This window comes from Pseudomonas sp. Irchel 3H3 (genome assembly GCF_900187635.1).
Taxonomy (GTDB): Bacteria; Pseudomonadota; Gammaproteobacteria; order Pseudomonadales; family Pseudomonadaceae; genus Aquipseudomonas.
The window spans coordinates 170,349-187,213 of record NZ_FYEC01000001.1 but is presented as its reverse complement, the minus strand read 5'-3'; the positions used below and the strand labels follow the sequence as shown (position 1 = coordinate 187,213).

Genomic DNA, 16,865 nt, shown 5'->3' with positions numbered 1-16,865 from the left:
AGTGCTCGTTCTGCCGGTGCAACTGGAAAACTAACTTGCCACAATCTGCTCCTCAGCGCGACACATGCCCAGGCCGGCTCGATCGACGGGTTCTGGCAGGGCTTGCTGGGTCGTGGTCGGCCCCAGCGTGACCACGCTCCAGTGATCAGCGTTGTAGTGCCGGTTGAGTGCCGCCTTGATTTGCTCGACCGTCAACGATTGGGCTTGATGCTCGGAAAAATCCAGGTCGAAGGGCAAATCATGACGGCTGATCTCCGACAGTCCGGAGAGTATCTGTGCATTGCTGGCGCTGGCCAGTGCGGTACTGCCGAGGATCAGGCGCTTGGCGTCGTCCAGTTCCCGCGGGGTCGGCCCGGTGTGCAGGTAATCGCGGAACAGGCTTTTGATCAGGGTTAGCGTGCCTTCGCTGAATTGCGGTTGGGTTTGCACATGGATCCCCGTGGGATTGGCCCATTGCTTGTCGGCAGTTTCCATGGACACGCTGTAAGTCAGGCCGCGTTTCTCGCGCAGTTCTTGCATCAGCCGCGATCCGGAGCTGCCACCGGCGAATATCAGGTTGGCCACCTTCAGTGCCACATAGTCGGGGTGCTTACGGCTGACACCGAGTTGCGCCAGTATCAGGTGGGTCTGGTTCTGGGCTTGCTCAATATGCCGCGAGGCTACGGGGGGCGGCGTGACCGGGAGATCCGGCACGGTCGACGTAGTAGGTTTGACGGGCAAACTGTTACTGATTTGCAGACTAAGGTCCTGCGCTTGTTTCAGGGTCAGGTCCCCGACCAGAGTGATCTGGGTGTTGCCTGTGTGGTAATTGGCTTTGTGGAAGGCCTGGACCTGTTCACGGCTGAGAGTTGCCAGGTCCTGCGCTGTTCCGTAGATCGACTGGGCATAGGGGTGGCCGTTGAACAATAGTCCGCCCATGCCCCGGAACACCTTGGTCAGCGGGTCTTGCTGCTGGCTCTCAATAATCTGCAGCAGCTCGCTCTTGACTCGCAGCAAAGCGTCATCGGCCAGCAGCGGCTGGCCAAGCATCTGCGCGAACAATTGCAGGGCCGGTTCACGCTTTTGCGGCGCACTGAGGCTGCGCAACGAGAACCAGGTGCGGTCATGGTTGATGCCCATGCCCCAGCGGGCCCCAAGACCGTCGAAGATTTCATTGGTCTGCGCCAGGCTCTTGCCCTGGATGCCTTCGTTCAACAGGCTGAACGTGGCGGCGGCCAGGGCCGGATGTTGTGGATCTCGTGCACTGCCTGCGGCGAAGCTGACGAGCACGTCGAACATCGGCAGTTCCGACGTCTGGATAAACAGCACCTTGGTTCCTGTCACGGTTTTCCAGGCCTGGATCTTCAGCGCGCGTGGGACGGATGGCGTCGCCGGCGACTGGGCCAGTGATTGCAGTTTCGACCCGGCGGGGGGCAATGGGGAGGGTGGCTGGGCCTGGGCTGACAGGCAGCAGCAAAAAATCAGGCTGATCAGCGGTTGCACATAACGTGAAGGTGCGGACTTATTCATGGCTGTTCTCCGGCATTAGGTGCGCCACGCTCATGCGTTGTCGAGTCAGATAGGTTACGGCCGCCTGCTGGATATCCTTGGCACTCACCTGGTTCAGTGTCTCGATGTCTTCTTCCATGAGGCGCCATGACAGGCCAATGCTTTCCAGCGTGCCCATTCGCGTGGCTTGCTCAGTGATCGAGTCTTGCTGGTACACCTGGCTGGCAATCAGCAAGGTGCGCGCGCGCTCCAGTTCTTCGGGGTCGGGGGGCGTGGTTTTCAGTTGTTCTATCACCTGCCAGATACGCGCCTGAGCCTGGTCCAGGCTGATCCGCTGATGGCTGTTGAGTTGAGCGCTGAGTAACAGCAGGCTGTCGCCACGGTTGAACGGGTCGTACCCGGAAGATATCTGGGAGAACAGGTCCTCATTAAATTGCAGGTGCTTTTTCAAGCGAGCACTGTTGGACCCGGCTAGCAGTATGTCTAGCAACCGCAAGGCCTGCACCGTACGCCGGTCGGGCGCAGTGGTCAGGCTGGGCAGGTTGAAACTCATGAGCAATTGCGGCGCATGAATGGCTTGGCTCAAGGCGATTTTGCGCTCGCCGGGCTCGGCCAGTTCCAGAGGTGCGTACACCTGGGGCAGGGTCTTGCGGGGAATGTCGCCGAAATAGCGTTCGACCAAGGGTTTTATCTGGCCCAGGCTGACATCACCGACGATGACCAGGGTCGCGTTGTTGGGGGCGTACCAGCGTTGGTACCACTCGCGTAGCTGGGTCGCGCTCATCCTTTGCAGGTCGTGCATCCAGCCGATGGTCGGTGTGGCATGGGCGCTGGAGGGGAAGGCAATGGCCTGCAGCCGCTCCATGGCCAGGCCTTGGGGCGCGTCATCGGTGCGTTCGCGGCGCTCTTGCTTGATCACTTCGATTTCAGTGGCAAACGATTCGGTGCGCAGGTGCGCGGTGGTCATCAGGTCGGCCATCAGTTCAAACGCCACGCCCAGGTGATCGGGTGCCAGGGTTTGGTAGTAGGCAGTGTAGTCGTTGCTGGTGACGGCGTTTTCCTCGGCGCCGAGCCGCTCCAGGATGGCCGAGGCTTCACCGGCGCAGGTTTTGCTGCTGCCCTGGTAAAGCATGTGTTCGAGTGCATGGGACAGCCCGGACTGGCCCGGCGGTTCCTGGCTGGAACCGACTTTGATCCACAACTGGGAGGTGGCCACGGGCGCGCGGTGGTCCTCGCGAACTACGACTTTCAGGCCGTTGTCCAGGCTGAACTCATGGGTGGTTGACGCGCTGGCCGTGAACGCCATCATGGGCATCAGCCCACTCAGGAGCAGCAGGGCGCTGCAGTAGATGTTCATTGGATGTGCATCCTCATTGATTGATGTGAAAAACGCTCAATCAATGTCGGCGATGCGTAGAGGGGGCTGGTATTAACTATGTATCTTGAGTGAAGCCAGTGCCTGGGCAGTCAGGTTTGGCTGCCCAGGCATGGTATCAAGCGGATTGTTCCACGAGGCGATGCCACAGCGCGTAGTACACCCGACCGGATTTCTGCTCCCGGTGCAGGCGCCAGGCGCCCGGCAGGCCGAGGGTCGATGGTGCGTTCTCGCTTTCGGTGTAGATCCAGGCGTCGTCGGCCAGCCACTGGCGTTCTTCCAGTAGCGAGCACACCGCAGGCAGCAGGTTCTGGTTGAACGGCGGGTCAAGGAAGACCAGGTCGTAGGCGCTCGCTGGCTGGGTTTCCAGGTAGCGCAGGGCATCGGCGGTCTGCACCTGGCCGACGGTGCAGCGCAGGGTGCCCAGGTGTTCCTTCAGGCTCGACACCGCGAGGCTGCTGGCATCCAGCGCCTGGCCCATGGCGGCGCCACGGGACAGCGCCTCGAGGAACAGCGCGCCGCTGCCGGCGAACGGGTCGAGTACCTTGGCCCCGGCGACATAGGGCGCGAGCCAGTTGAACAGGGTCTCACGCACGCGGTCCGGCGTCGGGCGCAAGCCCGGGGCGTCGGGGAAGCTCAGGCGACGGCTGCGCCATTCACCACCGATGATGCGTAGTTGGTTCACACCGTTGTGGACGTTGTGCACGGGTTTTTTAGGGCGAGTGGCCATTAATGCTCCGGAACCCCGAGCGGCTGCTCGGAAGGTTTGTCAGTAGGGGCCGGTAACGGCTTTTGCGGCACGGTAGGACCGACGGTAACGATCACCATTTTATCCATGCTCAAGTGTTTGTTCATGGCCGCGGTAACTTGCTCGACAGTCAGGTTCTGCGACTGCTGCATGAAGTCTTCGAGGTAGCTCAGCGGCAAGTTGTAGAAACCCATGGCGCCCAGTTGGCCGACGATGTCGGCATTGCTCGCCGTCGACAACGGGAAGCTGCCCGCCAGTTCGCGCTTGGCGTCGTCGAGTTCTTTCTGGGTCGGCCCGGTTTTAAGGTAGTCGGCCATGACGTCCTGCACCAGCTTGAGCGTGCCTTCGCTCATTTCGGCACGGGTTTGCAGGTTGATCAGGAACGGGCCGCGGGCCTGCATCGGCGAAAAGCCCGAGTACACACCATAGGTCAGGCCACGTTTCTCCCGCACTTCGCTCATCAACCGGGTACCGAAACCGCCGCCACCAAGAATCTGGTTGCCCATGGAGACGGCGGCGTAGTCCGGATCGTCACGGTCGATGCCCAATTGCGCGAGCATCAGGTTGGTCTGCTTGGCCGGGAACTCGACGCGGCTGGTGCCAGGCTTGGGTTCCTCAGGCTGGGCGATTTTCGCCAGCGCCGGGCCCTTGGGCAGGGCGGCGGACACCTGGGCAGCAATCGCCTCGGCGTCACTGCGCGACAGGTCGCCGACCAGTGCGATCACCACATTGCCCGCTGTGTAGGCCTTGGCGTGGAAGGCCTTGAGTTGCGCCAGGGTGATGTCCGGGATGCTCAGCGCGTTACCGTCGCTGGCGTGGGCGTAGGGGTGTTGGCCATACAGGCGACGCATCAGCTCCAGGCTGGCCACCTTGGCCGAGTTCTGCTTCTGGTATTCAAAGCCGGCGAGCATCTGGTTCTTGATCCGGGCCAGGGAATCGGCCGGGAAGGTCGGTTTGCCCACCACTTCGGCGAACAGCTTGAGGGCCGGCTCGCGTTTGTCCACGGCACTCAGGCTGCGCAGCGAGGCAATGGCCATGTCCTTGTAGGCGCCATTGCCGAAGTCGGCCCCCAATCCTTCGAAGCCCTGGGCGATCTGGCTGACGTCCTGGCCGGCCACGCCTTCGTTGAGCATGGCGTTGGTCAGCATCGCCAGGCCCGGTCTGGCGCCATCCTGGCTGCTGCCGGCGGCGAAAATCAGGCGCAGGTCGAACATCGGCAACTCAGGCGCGGCGACGAACAGCACCTTGGCCCCTTCGGCGGTGTTCCAGGTCTGCACGTCGAGGGTGCGTCGGCTCGGCGCCTTGCCGTCGAGCTCGGCCAGCGATTGCAGCTTCTGGCTCGATTTGGCCTTGTCGAGGGCTTCGCTGGCGTTGATCTCGCCTGGGCGGATCACGTAGAACACCGCCGAAGCGGCAAGCGCGACGACGGCCAGGGCGACCAGGGCCACCCGTGACTTGTTGATCTCACTCATGCGCGTTCTCCTGGGGCAGTGGCAGTACATGCGCAACGCTCAGACGTTCGCGGGTGAAATAGGTGCGGGCAGCGTTCTGGATGTCTTGCGGGGTCACGCTTTCCAGCTCGGCCAGTTCGGTGTCCATCAGTTTCCAGGACAGGCCGACGGTTTCCAGCTGGCCGATGGCGGTGGCCTGGCTGGTGATCGAGTCACGCTCGTAGACCAGGCCGGCAATCACTTGTGCTCGCACACGTTCCAGTTCTTCGGCGGAAGGTGCGGTGGTTTTAAGCTGTTCAAGCAGTTTCCACAGGCCGGCTTGCGCCTGGGCCATGGTTTTCTGCTTCTGGGTGTTGGGGGTTGCCGACAGGGTGAACAGGCTGTCGCCACGGGTGTAGGCGTCGTAACTCGACGAACCGCCGGAGACCAGCTCTTCACCGCGCTCCAACTGGGTCGGGATGCGCCCACTGTAGCCGCCATCGAGCAAGGCGGAAATCAGGCGCAAGGCGTTGACCGAGCGTTTGTCCTGGGTGGTGGCAATGCTCGGAACGTTAAAGGCCAGCATCAGGGCCGGCAGTTGGGTCTGCACGTGCAGGGTGATCTGCCGCTCGCCGGGCTCGGACAGCTCCAGGGGGATTTTCGTCGGTGGCACGGCGCGCTTGGCGATTGGACCGAAGTAGCGTTGGGCCAGGGTTTTGACTTCTTCCGGGGTCACGTCGCCGACCACTACCAGGGTCGCGTTGTTCGGTGCGTACCAGGATTCGTACCAGTGGCGCAGTTCCTCGACCTTCATGCGATCGAGATCGGCCATCCAGCCGATGGTCGGCGTGTGGTAGCCGCTGGCCGGGTAGGCCATGGCCTTGAAGCGCTCATAGGCCTTGGACATTGGTTTGTCGTCGGTGCGCAGGCGGCGCTCTTCCTTGATTACCTCGATCTCGCGGCTGAACTCGTCGGCCGGCAGGCGCAGGGTGGCCATGCGGTCGGCTTCAAGTTCGAAGGCCACGGCCAGGCGATCACGGGCCAGCACCTGGTAGTAGGCGGTGAAGTCGTCGCTGGTGAAAGCGTTCTCCTCGGCGCCAAGGTCGCGCAGGATCAGCGACGCTTCGCCAGGGCCGACTTTCTCGCTGCCCTTGAACATCATGTGCTCCAGGGCGTGGGACAAACCGGTCTGGCCTGGGGTTTCGTAGCTGGAGCCAACCTTGTACCAGACCTGGGAAACCACTACGGGCGCACGGTGATCTTCACGCACGATGACCTTCAGGCCATTGTCGAGGGTGAATTCGTGGGTCGGTTGAGGGTCGGCAGCCAGGGCTGCGAGGGGCAGACAAACTGTGCTGAGCAGCAGGCCAGCAGCGCGGCGGGCTAGAGCATTCATTCGTTTTTTAACCTGTTGGGCTGCCCGCTTGGTCTTAGCGTCGGCGGGCGAGGAGGTGCTAGGATACTGATCCGTTTTACTGGCGGCCACGCCTATGAGGCCATTGATCGGTCAGTAGGCTGTATAGGTTTGCGCAAGAAGCTTTGGGTTTATCAGCTAAACTCTGCGTTTTCGCCGAAGATACCGTTTTAGTCCTTGGTGTTAGTCGAGCTTTGAGGTGCCATTGAGCACCTCGACAAAATGTTGCGCGTGAACAAGCTGAGTGAAACACAGTCTGTTCTGCATCGAATATTCAATTGCCGAGGCGCCATTGGCGCGTCGCTACCGTGAGATAGCCGTCCTCCATGTTTGGTTCCAACGACGACAAGAAGAACCCAGCTGCGGCTGGCGAGAAAAAAAGCCTGTTCGGGTGGCTGCGCAAAAAACCGCAGGAACCCGTCGTCGAACAGCCACAGCCACTGCCTGAGGTGGCGCCAGAGCCGGTAATAGAAGCCGCTCCGGTGGTCGAAACCGTAGCCCCTGTCGTATTGCCATTGGCCGAGCCGGTGTTGCAGCCGGTGGTCGAGCTCGCGTCTGCGCCAGCCCCTACACCAGAACCTGTTCCTGAGCCGGTGCACACGCCGTGGCTGACCCTGCCGGTCCCTGAAGAGCCGGTGGCCTTGGTTGCAGACGAACAGGCGCCGCACATTACCCCGCCGATTCCCGCGCCTACCGTGGTTCAGCAAGCAGTCGAACTGTTGGTGGTCGACACCAAGCCGTTGGTCGAGCCGCTGGTCATTGACGAGCCGGACCTGCCGCAACCGGTCATCGCCGCGTTCGTCGCACCTGAGCCAGTGCTGCAGCCGACTCTAGAGCCGGTCCCGGTCCCGGCACCGGTGGCCGCTCCCGTTGTGGTCGCGCCCGCTCCCGTTGCCCCGGTTGTTCCAGAGCCGGTGGCCGCAGAGCCTGCGCGCAGCGAAGAAACCAAGACCGGCTTTTTCGCCCGCCTCAAGCAAGGCCTGTCGAAAACCAGCGCCAGCATCGGCGAGGGCATGGCCAGCCTGTTCCTGGGCAAGAAGATCATTGATGACGAACTGCTCGAAGACATCGAAACCCGCCTGCTGACTGCCGATGTTGGCGTCGAGGCCACGTCGGTAATCATCCAGCGCCTGACCCAGAAGGTGGCGCGCAAGGAATTGGCTGACGCCGATGCCCTGTACAAATCCCTGCAGGCGGAACTGGCGGCGATGCTCAAGCCTGTCGAGCAACCGCTGAAAATCACCTCGCAGAACAAGCCATTCGTGATCCTGGTGGTGGGCGTCAACGGCGCCGGCAAGACCACCACCATCGGCAAGCTGGCCAAGAAGCTGCAACTCGAAGGCAAGAAAGTCATGCTGGCGGCGGGTGACACCTTCCGCGCGGCCGCAGTCGAGCAGTTGCAGGTCTGGGGTGAGCGCAACAACATTGCGGTGATCGCCCAGCACACCGGTGCCGACTCTGCGTCGGTGATCTTCGATGCGGTGCAGGCAGCCAAGGCGCGCAATATCGATGTGTTGATTGCCGATACCGCTGGTCGCCTGCACACCAAAGACAACCTGATGGAAGAGTTGAAGAAGGTTCGCCGGGTCATCGGCAAGCTCGACGCCGAGGCTCCGCACGAGGTGCTGCTGGTGCTCGACGCCGGCACCGGGCAGAACGCCATCAACCAGGCCAAGCAATTCAACCAGACGGTCGCCCTGACCGGCCTGGCCCTGACCAAGCTCGATGGTACGGCCAAGGGCGGGGTGATCTTCGCCCTGGCCAAGCAGTTTGGTTTGCCAATTCGCTACATCGGTGTCGGTGAAGGCATCGATGACTTGCGTACCTTTGAAGCAGAACCCTTTGTCCAGGCACTGTTTGCCGAGCGGGAGCGTTCATGATTCGTTTCGAACAGGTCGGTAAGCGCTATCCGAACGGTCACGTCGGCTTGCATGAGCTGAGCTTTCGAGTCCGTCGGGGCGAGTTCTTGTTTGTCACCGGGCACTCGGGTGCCGGTAAAAGTACCCTGCTGCGCTTATTGCTGGCGATGGAGCGTCCCACCACCGGCAAGTTGCTGCTGGCCGGTCAGGACCTGGCGACCATCAGCAATGCACAGATCCCGTTCCTGCGCCGACAGATCGGCGTGGTGTTCCAGAACCACCAGTTGCTGTTCGATCGCACGGTGTTCAACAACGTCGCGCTGCCACTGCAGATTCTTGGCCTGTCCAAGGCCGAGATCGTCAAGCGCGTGGATTCGGCCCTGGAACGCGTGGCGCTCTCGGACAAGACCGACCTGTACCCGGGCGACCTGTCTACCGGCCAGCAACAGCGCGTCGGCATTGCCCGCGCCATCGTCCATCGCCCGGCCTTGCTGCTGGCGGACGAACCGACCGGTAACCTCGACCCGCGCCTGGCGGCCGAAATCATGGGCGTGTTCGAAGACATCAACCGCCTGGGCACCAGCGTGCTGATCGCCAGTCACGACCTGGCGCTGATCGCCCGCATGCGTCATCGCATGCTGACCCTGCAACGTGGCCGATTGATCGGCGACGGGGAGGCCGGGGTATGAGTGCGACGCGCAGCCCTAAGGTTTCCGAGCGCGTGGCCCCCAAGGCCGCCGATCCGCAACCGCAGAAGAAAAAACGCGATGAAGACGATGGCCCGGATTTCCGCACCCTGTTGCGCGCCTGGATCGAAAGCCATCGCGCCAGCCTGCTCGACAGCCTGCGTCGCCTGGGCAAGCAGCCGATCGGCAGCTTCTTTACCTGCCTGGTAATGGCCGTTGCCCTGAGTTTGCCGATGGGGCTGTCACTTTTGCTGAGTAACGTCGAGCGCCTGGGCGGCTCCTGGCAGCGTGCGGCGCAGATTTCCCTGTATCTGCAACTGGATGCGAGTGCCAGCGAAGGCGAGCAGCTGCGTGAGCAGATCAAGGCCATGCCGGGCGTCGCCGAGGCCGAGTACATCAGCCGTGAGCAGGCGCTGCAGGAGTTCCAGCAGCAGTCCGGCCTGGGCGAAGCGCTCAAGGAGTTGCCGGAAAACCCGCTGCCGGGCGTAGTGCTGGTGACCCCCAAGGAAGTCGACAAGGCGACCCTGGAAGGTTTGCGTCAGCGCCTGGCCGAGTTGCCGAAGGTGCAGCAGGCGCAACTTGACCTGGTCTGGGTCGAGCGCCTGGCAGCCATTCTCAAGCTGGGCGAGCGGTTTGTCTTCGGTCTGACGGTGTTGCTGGTTTCTGCATTACTTTTGGTGATAGGCAATACCATTCGTCTTCATATTGAAAACCGCCGCACCGAGATAGAAGTGATTAAACTGGTCGGCGGCACTGATAGCTATGTGCGTAGACCTTTTCTCTATATGGGTGCGCTTTATGGCTTTGGCGCCGGGGTTCTTTCCTGGGGTGTCCTGGCGTTTGGCCTGAACTGGCTGAATGATGCGGTCACCGGGCTAGCCGGTCTGTATGGCAGTAATTTTGCCTTGGCAGGTGTGCCAGTAGCCGATGGTCTGTCGCTCTTGCTTGGTGCGGTGTTGTTGGGTTATATCGGTGCGTGGATTGCGGTAGCACGCCATTTGAGAGAGCTTGCACCGAAATAGTGTCTTTTTGCTTGTATATCCTTTCAGCGTGTAGGGGAACTTGTCCTTCGGTTTCCGGTCAATTTTCGCAGTGCTGAACTGCACGAGTTATGTGAGTCGGAGGTTTTTTCGTATGACCACTTCTTTGCAACCTGCTTATGCTCTAGTCCCAGGCGCAAACCTGGAGGCCTATGTGCACACGGTCAACAGCATTCCATTGCTGACGCCAGAGCAGGAGCGTGAACTGGCCGAGAGTCTCTACTATGAGCAGGATTTGGGGGCGGCTCGGCAGATGGTGCTCGCCCACCTGCGTTTTGTTGTACATATCGCCCGTAGCTATAGCGGCTACGGCCTGGCCCAGGCTGACCTGATCCAGGAAGGCAACGTTGGCCTGATGAAAGCGGTCAAGCGCTTCAACCCGGAAATGGGTGTACGCCTGGTGTCCTTTGCCGTGCACTGGATCAAGGCGGAAATCCACGAGTTCATCCTGCGCAACTGGCGCATCGTCAAAGTGGCGACCACCAAGGCCCAGCGCAAGCTGTTCTTCAACCTGCGCAGCCAGAAAAAACGCCTGGCGTGGCTGAACAATGAAGAAGTCCATCGTGTGGCTGAAAGCCTCGGTGTAGAGCCGCGCGAAGTGCGCGAGATGGAAAGCCGCCTGACCGGCCATGACATGGCTTTCGACCCGGCCGCTGAAGCGGACGACGACAGCGCCTTCCAGTCGCCAGCCAACTACCTGGAAGACCACCGGTACGACCCGGCCCGTCAACTGGAGGATGCGGACTGGAGCGACAACTCCACCAACAACCTGCACGAGGCGTTGGATGTACTGGACGACCGCAGCCGTGACATTCTCTACCAGCGCTGGCTGGCAGAAGAAAAAGCCACGCTGCACGACCTGGCACAGAAGTACAACGTGTCGGCCGAGCGGATCCGTCAGCTCGAGAAGAGCGCGATGAACAAGCTCAAGTTGTCGATCGCCGCCTAACCTGCGGCACAAACAAAAACGCCCCGATCATTGATCGGGGCGTTTTTGTTTGTGCCCATTTTCCTGATTCATCTTGGCCCTTGTGGGGGCAGTGTCTGGAAGAATGTGTTCGGCTACTGCGCCCAAGGCGCCCGGCGTGAATCGTTGAGGCCGATCAGGTAGCTGTCGCCGCCCAACTGGCTCATCTGCTGGCGAATCCAGCCTGCACGCCGGGCCACGTAGGCGCTCGGATGGCTGGCGCTATACACCCGCGGATTCGGCAGCACGGCCGCCAGCAGGCTGGCCTGCTGACGGCTCAATGAGCGGGCGCTGACGCCGAAGTGATGGCGCGCTGCAGCCTCGGCGCCAAACACACCGGCATCCCATTCCACGCTATTGAGGTACACCTCGAGAATCCGCTGCTTGGGCCAGAACACCTCGATCAGCGCGGTAAACCAGGCTTCCAGGCCTTTGCGCAGCCAGCTGCGGCCGGACCAGAGAAACAGGTTTTTCGCCACCTGCTGGCTCAGGGTGCTGGCGCCACGGATCGAGCCGCCGCGTTCGTTGTGGGCCAGCGCGGCCTGAATCGCGCCGAAGTCAAAACCCCAGTGCTCGGGGAATTTCTGGTCTTCACCGGCCATCACCGCGACTTTCAGGTCGTCGCTGATGTTGTCCCAGGACTGCCAGTCACGCTGCAGGTCGATGGGTTCGCCATCGAACCAGGATTCGATCTTGCGCTCGACCATCAGCGCGGTCCCCGGTGGCGGAATAAAACGCAACAGCAGGACCAGCACTACGCTGCCACCGGCAAACCAGAGCAGGGCTTTTATGAAGCGGCGCACAAATATTGGCAGCATAGAGATGGCTTGGCCGAACCCGTCGAGCGGGCCATTATACAGACCCTGCCCAATGATTCTGACTGGAGTTCCCCATGCTGCGTGGCTTTTTGATGCTGGCCGCTTTTTTCGGTTTTACCGGTGTCGCCCTGGGTGCATTTGCCGCCCATGGCCTCAAGGGCCGCTTGAGCAGCGAATACCTGGCGATTTTTCATACCGGCGTCACTTATCAACTGGTGCATACCCTGGCGTTGCTGGGTGTCGCGCTGCTGGCCACGCAGGTTCCTGGGCGCCTGGTGACCTGGGCAGGGGTTAGTTTTGCCGTGGGCATCCTGCTGTTTTCCGGCAGCCTGTACCTGCTGACGCTGACGGGCATCAGCAAGCTGGGGATCGTCACCCCGTTTGGCGGCCTGGCATTCCTCGTGGGCTGGCTGCTGCTGGGGATTACCGCCTGGCGCTTGCAGATAACCGCCTGACACTTGTAGCTGACCTTTAGGTCATGATCGGGCTAGAATGCTGGCCCCTAAAAATGATGGCGGCATCCGGCATGCGCATTCAGTTGAACGGCGAATCCCTTGAACTGCCCGACGGTGAAACCGTTGCGGCCCTGCTGACCCGTCTGGACCTGACCGGTCGCCGGGTGGCGGTCGAGCTCAACCTGGATATCGTCCCGCGCAGCCAGCACGCTGACACCACCCTCACCGAGGGCGACTCGGTGGAAGTGGTGCACGCCATCGGTGGCGGCTAGTCGCCCGCAGCGACAACCGCGCCCACCCGCATTGTGCAAGACCCTCACCCCACCAGAGGATTTCCGATGAGCAACGTTCGCAGCGATAAGCCTTTCGTCCTGGCCGGTCGTACTTACCAGTCGCGTTTGCTGGTAGGTACCGGCAAGTACCGTGACATGGAAGAAACCCGCTTGGCCATCGAGGCCTCGGGCGCTGAGATCGTCACCTTCGCCGTACGCCGCACCAACCTGGGCCAGAACGAGGGCGAGCCGAACCTGCTCGATGTGCTGTCGCCAGAGCGCTATACCTTCCTGCCGAATACTGCCGGGTGCTACGACGCGATCGAGGCTGTGCGCACCTGTCGCCTGGCCCGTGAGCTGCTCGGTGGGCACAACCTGGTGAAGCTGGAAGTCCTGGCCGACCAGAAAACCCTGTTTCCCAATGTGATCGAAACCCTCAAGGCCGCCGAAACGCTGGTCAAGGAAGGTTTCGACGTGATGGTCTACACCAGTGATGACCCGATCATCGCCCGGCAACTGGCGGAGATCGGCTGCATCGCGATCATGCCGCTGGCTGGCTTGATCGGTTCGGGCCTGGGGATCTGCAACCCGTACAACCTGCAGATCATCCTCGAAGAAACCAAAGTGCCCGTGCTGGTGGATGCCGGTGTCGGTACCGCGTCCGACGCCACCATCGCCATGGAGCTGGGCTGCGAGGCGGTGCTGATGAACTCGGCCATTGCCCATGCCCAGCAACCGATCCTGATGGCCGAAGCCATGAAACACGCGATTGTCGCAGGTCGCCTGGCGTACCTCGCTGGCCGCATGCCGAAAAAACTCTATGCCAGCGCCTCCTCGCCGCTGGATGGTCTGATCAAGTAAGAGCCATTGATGACTGAATCGAACGACACGCCTATCCAGACGGAAGAAGGCGAAGAGCGCCAACACCGCCGCATCAAGAGTTTTGTGATGCGCGCCGGGCGCATGACCGAAGGCCAGCAAAAGGGCCTGGAGCAGGGCACGCCGCTGTTCGTCCTGCCATTGGCCGACGCGCCGGTGGACTTCGACCAGGTGTTCGGTCGCTCGGCCCCGCGCTCGCTGGAAATCGGCTTCGGCATGGGCCACTCGCTGCTGGAAATGGCCGCGGCGGCGCCGGACCAGGATTTCATCGGGGTTGAAGTGCACCGTCCAGGTGTGGGCGCGCTGCTCAATGGCGTGCTGACCCAGGGCCTGACTAACCTGCGGGTCTACGATTGTGATGCGATCGAAGTGCTCAACCGCTGCGTGGCGGACAACAGCCTGGATCGCCTGATGCTGTTTTTCCCGGACCCGTGGCACAAGAGCCGTCACCACAAGCGCCGGATCGTCCAGGCGTCCTTCGCTGAGCTGGTACGCAGCAAGTTGAAGGTCGGCGGTGTGTTGCACATGGCTACCGACTGGGAACCGTACGCCGAATACATGCTGGAAGTGATGAACGTCGCGCCGGGTTACCGCAACCTGGCCGAAGACGGCAAGTGCGTACCGCGCCCGGCCGAGCGCCCGATCACCAAGTTCGAACGCCGCGGCGAACGTCTTGGGCATGGTGTGTGGGACTTGAAGTTCGAGAAGCAGGCGTAAAACCTGTAGGAGCCGAGCTTGCTCGCGATGAGGCCCTAACATTCAACATCCAAGTTGACTGTCAGGCCGCCATCGCGAGCAAGCTCGCTCCTACAGTGGATTTGTATAGGGCGCAGGGCTAGCGGCGATCAGCCACGACCCCAATCAACACCAGCACCACCAGCAACACCGGCGCCAGGCTGTAGTTGTTGAACTGGCTCAGGCCCTTGACGATCCAGGGTGTGGCGTAGATCAGCGACGCACCGCTGCCGATCACGCACAGCAGGGCCATCATCGGCACGCGCAAGGCTCCGGCGATGTTGCCCAGGCGTTGCTCGACCCAGCCTTTGAAGTCCGCGCCAAACAACACCAGCAAGCAGCCCACTAATGCCAGGGCGATTTCCGAGAGGTTACTGCGGCTCCAGCGAGAGACGGTGGCGAGCAGGTCGAGTACCAAATCCATTCGTTTTCCCTTAGTTCTGAAAATCAGCTCAGAAAATTCTGCAGCAAGTCATTGAGAAACAGCTGTCCACGCAGCGTCGCCGCAAGGCGTGACGGTTCGACCTGCAACAAACCACTTTGTTCGGCCTCGCGTCGGCCTTCGGCAAGACTTTCCAGGGGCAGCCCGGTACGTTGCGGGTACAACCGCGCCTCGACACCCTCGGTCAGGCGCAAGGCATTCATCAGGAACTCGAACGGCAGCTCGTCATTGCTCAGGGCTTTCTCGCCCGCCTTGAAGCTTTTTGCCGGGTTGAGGTAGTCCTTGGGCAGGCGGGTCTTCCAGGTGCGCACGATGCGCCCGTCCGGATGGCTTAGCTTGCCGTGGGCTCCGGCGCCAATGCCGATGAAGTCGCCAAAGCTCCAGTAGTTGAGGTTATGCCGCGCCGCACGGCCGTCCTGGGCGTAAGCCGAGACTTCGTACTGGGCGTAGCCGTGCTCGGCCAACAATGCCTGGCCGGCCTCCTGGATGTCCCACAGGGTGTCGTCTTCCGGCAGTGTTGGCGGCTGGTTCCAGAACACCGTATTGGGTTCCAGCGTCAGCTGATACCAGGACAGGTGGGTGGGCTTGAGGGCGATGGCCTGGCGCAGGTCGTCCAGGGCGTCGTCCAGGGACTGATCGGGCAAGCCGTGCATCAGGTCCAGGTTGAAGTTGTCGAACCCGGCCTGGCGCGCCATGCCAGCGGCACGAATCGCTTCGTCACCGTTGTGGATGCGGCCCAGGGCCTGGAGTTTTTCCTGCTGGAAGCTCTGGATACCGATCGATAGGCGATTGATGCCCAACGCCCGGTAGGCGACGAACTTCTCCTGCTCGAAGGTGCCCGGGTTGGCCTCCAGGGTGATTTCGATGTCACTGGCGAACGGGATGCGTTGCTCCACACCCTTGAGCAAGCGGCCCAGGGCCACGGCACTGAACAGGCTCGGGGTGCCGCCGCCAAAGAAGATCGAACTCAGCTCTCGGCCGTAGACTGCGTGCAGGTCCTGATCGAGGTCCGCCAGCAGGGCGTCGACGTACTCTTCTTCCGGCAACACCGGGCTGGCGGTGTGCGAGTTGAAATCGCAATAGGGGCATTTGCGTACACACCACGGGATGTGGATGTACAGCGCCAGGGGCGGCAGCGTAGGCAGGGCGGCCCGTGGCGATGGCGCGGCGCCGCCGAAAATCAGCGGCGACGCAGAGGGCTCGTGGGTCATTTCAGGCCCAGACGCTGGCGCAGCAGATCCATTGCGCGGGCGCGGTGGCTGATGAGGTTCTTGTCGGCCGGGCTCAGTTCGGCGCTCGAGCAGTCACGCTCCGGCACCCAGAACAGCGGGTCGTAGCCAAAGCCGTGTTCGCCGCTGGCCTGGGTCAGGATGCGCCCGTGCCACAGCCCTTCGCAGAGAATCGGCAGCGGGTCATCGGCGTGGCGCACCAGGGCCAGGACGCAGACGAACTGGGCGCCACGCTCGGCGGCCGGGACGTCCTTGAGCACGTCGAGCAGCTTGGCGTTGTTCGCCGCATCACCCTGGCCGTTGGCGTAGCGCGCCGAGTAAATGCCCGGCGCACCGCCGAGAAAGTCCACCGCCAGCCCCGAGTCGTCGGCCAGCGCCGGCAAGCCGGAGATGCGGGCGGCATTACGGGCCTTCAGAATGGCGTTTTCGACGAATGACAGACCGGTTTCTTCAGGCTCCACGCTGCTGAACTCGCCAATCGAGCGCAGTTGCACCGATTCGCCGAGCATGGCCTGGAGTTCCTTGAGTTTGCCGGCGTTATGGCTGGCCAGTACGAGTTGGGTGAAAGTGATCATTCGCCGGGGAAGAGCTCTTGGTTGAAGTTGATGGTGTTGATCTTGTCGCCGGCCTGGACCTTGATCTCAAAAGTGCGGACTTCTTGCTGGTCCACCGGGTATTGGGCGAGGTAGTAGATCGCCCCTTGTTCGGTGATTTGCTTGAAGTTCAGCGGCACGGTCTTGCTGGTCAGGTCTTTCACGCTGCCGGTGACGCTGGCAACCATGGGCTGGCCGGCCTTGATCACCGAGACGTTGATCACGCCCTGGTTCTTGCTGCGGATCAGTTCGGCGGCCTTGGCGATGTCCGGCTGAATGAAGGTCGAGTTGAAGGTGTTGTAGTGCACCGTCACATCGCCGAAGGTTTCCTGGCGCTCGCCCTTGATGACGTCGGCCGCCATGGCGCTGACGCACAGGCAGGCGGTTAAGGCAAACAGAGCTAGACGACTCATGATCGTACTCCTTTGAAAAACG

At 61.7% G+C, this 16,865-nt stretch carries 18 protein-coding genes; 8 read left to right on the top strand and 10 right to left on the bottom strand.

The genetic code is table 11. The features are described from left to right. Positions 1-30: 30 nt before the first annotated feature. The 5 genes from CKW24_RS00855 to CKW24_RS00835 all read right to left on the bottom strand — a co-directional run bounded on the left by CKW24_RS00855 (position 31) and on the right by CKW24_RS00835 (position 6,437). A complete protein-coding gene (locus tag CKW24_RS00855) occupies positions 31-1,509 on the bottom strand; it encodes a pitrilysin family protein (protein WP_095164564.1) in 1,479 nt (492 codons plus the stop codon). Then, positions 1,502-2,845, bottom strand: coding sequence for a pitrilysin family protein (locus CKW24_RS00850; protein WP_095164562.1), 1,344 nt, complete (start codon positions 2,843-2,845; stop codon positions 1,502-1,504). Before CKW24_RS00850 ends, CKW24_RS00855 begins: the two co-directional genes overlap by 8 nt. Positions 2,846-2,981: 136 nt before the next feature. Then, on the bottom strand, positions 2,982-3,593 hold the full coding sequence (rsmD, locus tag CKW24_RS00845; RefSeq protein ID WP_095164560.1) for a 16S rRNA (guanine(966)-N(2))-methyltransferase RsmD: 612 nt from the start codon (positions 3,591-3,593) through the stop codon (positions 2,982-2,984). Continuing rightward, positions 3,593-5,083: a pitrilysin family protein gene (locus tag CKW24_RS00840; protein WP_095164558.1), complete on the bottom strand. Its 1,491-nt coding sequence runs from the start codon at positions 5,081-5,083 to the stop codon at positions 3,593-3,595. Before CKW24_RS00840 ends, rsmD begins: the two co-directional genes overlap by 1 nt. Next, on the bottom strand, positions 5,076-6,437 hold the full coding sequence (locus tag CKW24_RS00835; protein ID WP_095164556.1) for a pitrilysin family protein: 1,362 nt from the start codon (positions 6,435-6,437) through the stop codon (positions 5,076-5,078). The genes CKW24_RS00840 and CKW24_RS00835 overlap by 8 nt, the downstream gene beginning before the upstream one ends. 344 nt (positions 6,438-6,781) lie before the next feature. Here CKW24_RS00835 and ftsY point away from each other — a divergent pair, with 344 nt between their 5' ends. The 4 genes from ftsY (at position 6,782) to rpoH (ending at position 10,989) form a co-directional block, all read left to right on the top strand. Next, on the top strand, positions 6,782-8,335 hold the full coding sequence (ftsY, locus tag CKW24_RS00830; RefSeq protein WP_095164554.1) for a signal recognition particle-docking protein FtsY: 1,554 nt from the start codon (positions 6,782-6,784) through the stop codon (positions 8,333-8,335). Next, entirely contained in the window at positions 8,332-9,003 is a 672-nt protein-coding gene (gene ftsE, locus CKW24_RS00825) for a cell division ATP-binding protein FtsE (protein ID WP_095164552.1), read from the top strand. Before ftsY ends, ftsE begins: the two co-directional genes overlap by 4 nt. After that, the gene (ftsX, locus tag CKW24_RS00820; protein WP_095164550.1) at positions 9,000-10,022 is read left to right on the top strand and encodes a permease-like cell division protein FtsX; all 1,023 of its coding nucleotides are present in this window, start codon (positions 9,000-9,002) and stop codon (positions 10,020-10,022) included. The genes ftsE and ftsX overlap by 4 nt, the downstream gene beginning before the upstream one ends. 112 nt (positions 10,023-10,134) lie before the next feature. Continuing rightward, positions 10,135-10,989, top strand: coding sequence for an RNA polymerase sigma factor RpoH (rpoH, locus tag CKW24_RS00815; protein ID WP_095164548.1), 855 nt, complete (start codon positions 10,135-10,137; stop codon positions 10,987-10,989). A gap of 113 nt (positions 10,990-11,102) precedes the next feature. Here the strand turns inward: rpoH and mtgA are convergent, their stop codons facing one another. Further along, entirely contained in the window at positions 11,103-11,825 is a 723-nt protein-coding gene (gene mtgA, locus CKW24_RS00810; RefSeq protein WP_095164546.1) for a monofunctional biosynthetic peptidoglycan transglycosylase, read from the bottom strand. A gap of 74 nt (positions 11,826-11,899) precedes the next feature. On the opposite strand from mtgA, the gene CKW24_RS00805 reads away from it, so the two are divergent. The 4 genes from CKW24_RS00805 (at position 11,900) to trmB (ending at position 14,148) form a co-directional block, all read left to right on the top strand. After that, on the top strand, positions 11,900-12,280 hold the full coding sequence (locus CKW24_RS00805; protein ID WP_095164544.1) for a DUF423 domain-containing protein: 381 nt from the start codon (positions 11,900-11,902) through the stop codon (positions 12,278-12,280). A gap of 71 nt (positions 12,281-12,351) precedes the next feature. Continuing rightward, positions 12,352-12,552 carry a sulfur carrier protein ThiS gene (gene thiS / locus CKW24_RS00800; protein WP_162530216.1) on the top strand — a complete coding sequence of 67 codons (201 nt, stop codon included), beginning with the start codon at positions 12,352-12,354 and terminating at the stop codon, positions 12,550-12,552. A 66-nt stretch (positions 12,553-12,618) separates the two neighbouring features. Continuing rightward, a complete protein-coding gene (locus CKW24_RS00795; RefSeq protein WP_095164543.1) occupies positions 12,619-13,413 on the top strand; it encodes a thiazole synthase in 795 nt (264 codons plus the stop codon). 9 nt (positions 13,414-13,422) lie between these two features. Next, complete coding sequence (gene trmB / locus CKW24_RS00790) at positions 13,423-14,148, top strand: tRNA (guanosine(46)-N7)-methyltransferase TrmB (protein ID WP_095164541.1); 726 nt, start codon at positions 13,423-13,425, stop codon at positions 14,146-14,148. 118 nt (positions 14,149-14,266) lie between these two features. Here the strand turns inward: trmB and CKW24_RS00785 are convergent, their stop codons facing one another. Genes CKW24_RS00785 through CKW24_RS00770 form a run of 4 tightly spaced genes read right to left on the bottom strand, consistent with a single transcriptional unit; the run spans position 14,267 to position 16,843 of the window. Continuing rightward, positions 14,267-14,590 carry a DUF3392 domain-containing protein gene (locus CKW24_RS00785; RefSeq protein WP_095164539.1) on the bottom strand — a complete coding sequence of 108 codons (324 nt, stop codon included), beginning with the start codon at positions 14,588-14,590 and terminating at the stop codon, positions 14,267-14,269. Positions 14,591-14,613: 23 nt separating this feature from the next. Continuing rightward, positions 14,614-15,819, bottom strand: a complete 1,206-nt coding sequence (gene hemW, locus CKW24_RS00780; RefSeq protein WP_095164537.1) for a radical SAM family heme chaperone HemW — start codon at positions 15,817-15,819, stop codon at positions 14,614-14,616. Next, positions 15,816-16,412, bottom strand: coding sequence for an RdgB/HAM1 family non-canonical purine NTP pyrophosphatase (gene rdgB / locus CKW24_RS00775; protein ID WP_095164536.1), 597 nt, complete (start codon positions 16,410-16,412; stop codon positions 15,816-15,818). Before rdgB ends, hemW begins: the two co-directional genes overlap by 4 nt. After that, the gene (locus CKW24_RS00770; protein ID WP_095164534.1) at positions 16,409-16,843 is read right to left on the bottom strand and encodes a DUF4426 domain-containing protein; all 435 of its coding nucleotides are present in this window, start codon (positions 16,841-16,843) and stop codon (positions 16,409-16,411) included. The genes rdgB and CKW24_RS00770 overlap by 4 nt, the downstream gene beginning before the upstream one ends. Positions 16,844-16,865: the final 22 nt, after the last annotated feature.

Coding starts and splice junctions, on each gene's coding strand:
- CKW24_RS00855 (WP_095164564.1), bottom strand. CDS start 1,509: ATGAATAAGTCCGCACCTTCACGTTATGTGCAACCGCTGATCAGCCTG.
- CKW24_RS00850 (WP_095164562.1), bottom strand. CDS start 2,845: ATGAACATCTACTGCAGCGCCCTGCTGCTCCTGAGTGGGCTGATGCCC.
- rsmD (WP_095164560.1), bottom strand. CDS start 3,593: ATGGCCACTCGCCCTAAAAAACCCGTGCACAACGTCCACAACGGTGTG.
- CKW24_RS00840 (WP_095164558.1), bottom strand. CDS start 5,083: ATGAGTGAGATCAACAAGTCACGGGTGGCCCTGGTCGCCCTGGCCGTC.
- CKW24_RS00835 (WP_095164556.1), bottom strand. CDS start 6,437: ATGAATGCTCTAGCCCGCCGCGCTGCTGGCCTGCTGCTCAGCACAGTT.
- ftsY (WP_095164554.1), top strand. CDS start 6,782: ATGTTTGGTTCCAACGACGACAAGAAGAACCCAGCTGCGGCTGGCGAG.
- ftsE (WP_095164552.1), top strand. CDS start 8,332: ATGATTCGTTTCGAACAGGTCGGTAAGCGCTATCCGAACGGTCACGTC.
- ftsX (WP_095164550.1), top strand. CDS start 9,000: ATGAGTGCGACGCGCAGCCCTAAGGTTTCCGAGCGCGTGGCCCCCAAG.
- rpoH (WP_095164548.1), top strand. CDS start 10,135: ATGACCACTTCTTTGCAACCTGCTTATGCTCTAGTCCCAGGCGCAAAC.
- mtgA (WP_095164546.1), bottom strand. CDS start 11,825: ATGCTGCCAATATTTGTGCGCCGCTTCATAAAAGCCCTGCTCTGGTTT.
- CKW24_RS00805 (WP_095164544.1), top strand. CDS start 11,900: ATGCTGCGTGGCTTTTTGATGCTGGCCGCTTTTTTCGGTTTTACCGGT.
- thiS (WP_162530216.1), top strand. CDS start 12,352: ATGCGCATTCAGTTGAACGGCGAATCCCTTGAACTGCCCGACGGTGAA.
- CKW24_RS00795 (WP_095164543.1), top strand. CDS start 12,619: ATGAGCAACGTTCGCAGCGATAAGCCTTTCGTCCTGGCCGGTCGTACT.
- trmB (WP_095164541.1), top strand. CDS start 13,423: ATGACTGAATCGAACGACACGCCTATCCAGACGGAAGAAGGCGAAGAG.
- CKW24_RS00785 (WP_095164539.1), bottom strand. CDS start 14,590: ATGGATTTGGTACTCGACCTGCTCGCCACCGTCTCTCGCTGGAGCCGC.
- hemW (WP_095164537.1), bottom strand. CDS start 15,819: ATGACCCACGAGCCCTCTGCGTCGCCGCTGATTTTCGGCGGCGCCGCG.
- rdgB (WP_095164536.1), bottom strand. CDS start 16,412: ATGATCACTTTCACCCAACTCGTACTGGCCAGCCATAACGCCGGCAAA.
- CKW24_RS00770 (WP_095164534.1), bottom strand. CDS start 16,843: ATGAGTCGTCTAGCTCTGTTTGCCTTAACCGCCTGCCTGTGCGTCAGC.